A 2384-nucleotide genomic window follows, 5' to 3' on the forward strand; every position below is an offset into this window, starting at 1 on the left:
GGCGAAATCTCCCACGGGTCTGTACTGCGTCAACAGTCAGAATCCAGCCTAGTCCCTCCTCCTCCCTTCAAGTACCAGCATACAAGCCAGCCTGCTGGCGATGGCGTCAGCGAGGGCGCCGCCGGGCAGGGGCAAGGCTGCCGCTTCACCAGCCCCGGCCGGAATTCACCCAGAAGTTCACCGACAGCGACGTCGAGACCGACTCCACCTGATGGAACCAGCCCTCAGGCAGGAACAGCAGATCCCCGGCCTCCAGCACCACCCGCAGGAACGTCACGTCGCGGGCGGCGGGGAAGCGCCCGTAGTCCGGCGCGTCCGGGTTGAAGTCGCAGCCGTCCAGGCCGCCTTCCGGCGCGGTGGACCAGGTGCCCAGCGCTTCGCGGTGATGGGGCGCGGCGAGGGTGAACCGCTTCTGGCCCCAGACCTGGGCGAACAGGTTGTCGGTGTCGTCGCGGTGCAGCGGCGTGAGGGTGCCTTTGGGGCCGATCCAGATCCGGGGCGGGATGAACAGCCCGGCGTCGAAGTAGGCCGGCAGGCGGATTTGTTCCATCAGCTTGGCCGGCAGGATGTTGTTGCCCATGTAGGCCGGCGGTTCGCCGTTTTCGCCCTTGACCGCCGGGCTGTCGAGGGAGGCGATGAACTCGGCCATGGACGTGGAGCGAAAGTCCCGCTCCGTGGAGAACGTCTTCTTCACGTAGTCGCCGTGGCGGGTGATGCCTTGCAGCTCGGCGAAGTGCTCCAGCGATTCTTCACGGCTGAGGTTGAACAGCGGCCAGTCGTGCAATGCATTGCTGATCACCACGGGAATGCCCTGGGGCAGGTAGCGGCGCCTGAATTCGTCCACCGGCAATTCGCTGCGCGGGCGCCGTTCGATCTGGGTCTGCACCGGCAGCCCCGCGGTGAGTCGCTCGCTTACGCGCGCCGGCGTCGGGTAACGTTTGTTCATGTCGACCTTTTCGGTCGGGGCGCCGCCGTGCATGGCTTGGTCGATGATTTGCGGCAGCAGCGTGGCCAGGCCCATGTTGCCGCCGATCTTCAGGCGACCGCTGGCGAACAGTTCCTCGACGTTGGCCGTGCCGCCCATGATCCCGAGGAAATCCTGCTGCGCCACCTCGATGGTCACATCGGGGCTGGCATGGCGCCCGGGCCCGGTGCGGCTGGTGGTTCCGACCTCGGCCCAGTACGCCGCCTGCGGGCCGAACACGAATTGGAACACGCCTTCGATGCCGACGGCGCCGGCATTGGCGAACAGTTTGCCCAGAATGCTGTGCAGATCCACGGTGATTCCCCGCTGTGACGTTGTTGTTTTGGTCTGAACGGTTAACGAGCGCTTGTCGGGGGAATTTACCGGGCGCCGACTAATTTGCCGGGCGGGCCATCCGTCCCCCCTCTATAGAGACGTTCATGAGAGGGAAGCGTGGTGACCAAGTTGACCCTGCTGTGCCTGCCGTATTCCGGCGCCAGTGCCATGGTCTACAGCCGCTGGCGGCCCAAGCTGCCGCAATGGCTGCAATTGCAGCCGGTGGAACTGCCGGGGCGCGGCGCCCGGTTCGACGAGCCGCTGCACACCGACATGCGGGGGCTGGCGATGCAGTTGGCCAAAGAATTGCGCCCGACGCTCAAGACCCCGTACGCATTGTTCGGCCACAGCCTGGGCGCGTTGCTGGCCTGCGAACTGGCCCATGCCCTGCGCGCCTTGGGCTGCCCGGAGCCGGTGGCGCTGTTCGCCTCCGGCACGGCGGCGCCGACCCTGCGGGCCGACTACGACCGCGGCTTCGCCGACCCCAAGACCGATGCCGAACTGATCGAGCAGCTGCGCACGCTCAACGGCACCAGCGAAGAAGTGTTGGCCAACAAAGAGTTGATGAGCCTGACCCTGCCGATCCTGCGCGCGGACTTCCTGCTCTGCGGCACCTTCGAGCCTATGCAGCGCCCCTTGCTCAACTGCCCGGTGCACGTGCTGGGCGGCAAGGCCGACCGCGCCACCACCGAACAGCTGATCGGCTGGAGCAAGGAGACCCGCGGCAGCTTCTCGGTGGACATGCTGGCCGGCGGGCACTTCTTCATCCATGAGCACGAGGCCAAGGTGCTGAAGGTGATCAAGGACCAACTGGAGATCCATCACCGGCGGCATGCCCTGGCCGTGAGCGCCTGACATTCCCCTCCAGTCCGGCAGGCGGTGCCCTCACTGAAGCCATCGCCAGCCCGGGCGCCGCCGAGCAAGGCCAAGACAACCCCTCCCACCTTCAAGAATTCCCTCCTGCGCCCCCGCTTTACCTCCCCGCTGACAGTTGTTCTCAATCGCTAATTTTTCAGGTCTGGGTTCGTTTTATAGGGACGACGTGCCTTTGTGCTTCTTGCCTACTGAATCCGGATCCCAAGAA

General features: G+C 65.5%; 2 protein-coding genes. One reads left to right on the plus strand and one right to left on the minus strand.

Features of this window, described 5'->3' with window-relative positions:
* Positions 1-145 precede the first annotated feature (145 nt).
* Positions 146-1279, minus strand: a complete 1134-nt coding sequence (locus tag CAG41_RS21200; RefSeq protein ID WP_085577542.1) for a cupin-like domain-containing protein — start codon at positions 1277-1279, stop codon at positions 146-148.
* Positions 1280-1417: 138 nt separating this feature from the next.
* Here CAG41_RS21200 and CAG41_RS21205 point away from each other — a divergent pair, with 138 nt between their 5' ends.
* Positions 1418-2155, plus strand: coding sequence for a thioesterase II family protein (locus CAG41_RS21205; protein WP_085638158.1), 738 nt, complete (start codon positions 1418-1420; stop codon positions 2153-2155).
* Positions 2156-2384 lie beyond the last annotated feature (229 nt).

The sequence above is a fragment of the Pseudomonas sp. B35(2017) genome (genome assembly GCF_002113645.1).
Classification (GTDB): domain Bacteria; phylum Pseudomonadota; class Gammaproteobacteria; order Pseudomonadales; family Pseudomonadaceae; genus Aquipseudomonas; species Aquipseudomonas ekonensis.